1 rRNA gene is annotated in these 299 nt (G+C 40.1%); it reads left to right on the top strand.

Annotation, left to right across the window (positions count from 1 at the left end):
• A 16S ribosomal RNA gene (locus tag L6D63_RS28485) occupies window positions 1-66 on the top strand; the annotation flags it as partial.
• Window positions 67-299: the final 233 nt, after the last annotated feature.

Below are 299 nucleotides of genomic sequence, written 5' to 3'. Positions count from 1 at the left end.
TTCATGACTGGGGTGAAGTCGTAACAAGGTAGCCGTAGGGGAACCTGCGGCTGGATCACCTCCTTAATCGACGACATCAGCTGCTCCATAAGTTCCCACACGAATTGCTTGATTCATTGAAGAAGACAAAAGCTAAGTAAAAGCTTAGAAATGAATATTCCGGCGTGAATATTGATTTCTAGTCTTTTGATTAGATCGTTCTTTAAAAATTTGGGTATGTGATAGAAAGATAGACTGAACGTTACTTTCACTGGTAACGGATCAGGCTAAGGTAAAATTTGTGAGTGACTCTTAAGAGT

Origin of the sequence: Pseudomonas parakoreensis (assembly GCF_021602155.1) — a bacterium.
Taxonomy (GTDB): Bacteria; Pseudomonadota; Gammaproteobacteria; order Pseudomonadales; family Pseudomonadaceae; genus Aquipseudomonas; species Aquipseudomonas parakoreensis.
Note: the sequence above shows the minus strand (reverse complement) of the source record. Positions and strands in the feature narration are given on the sequence as shown.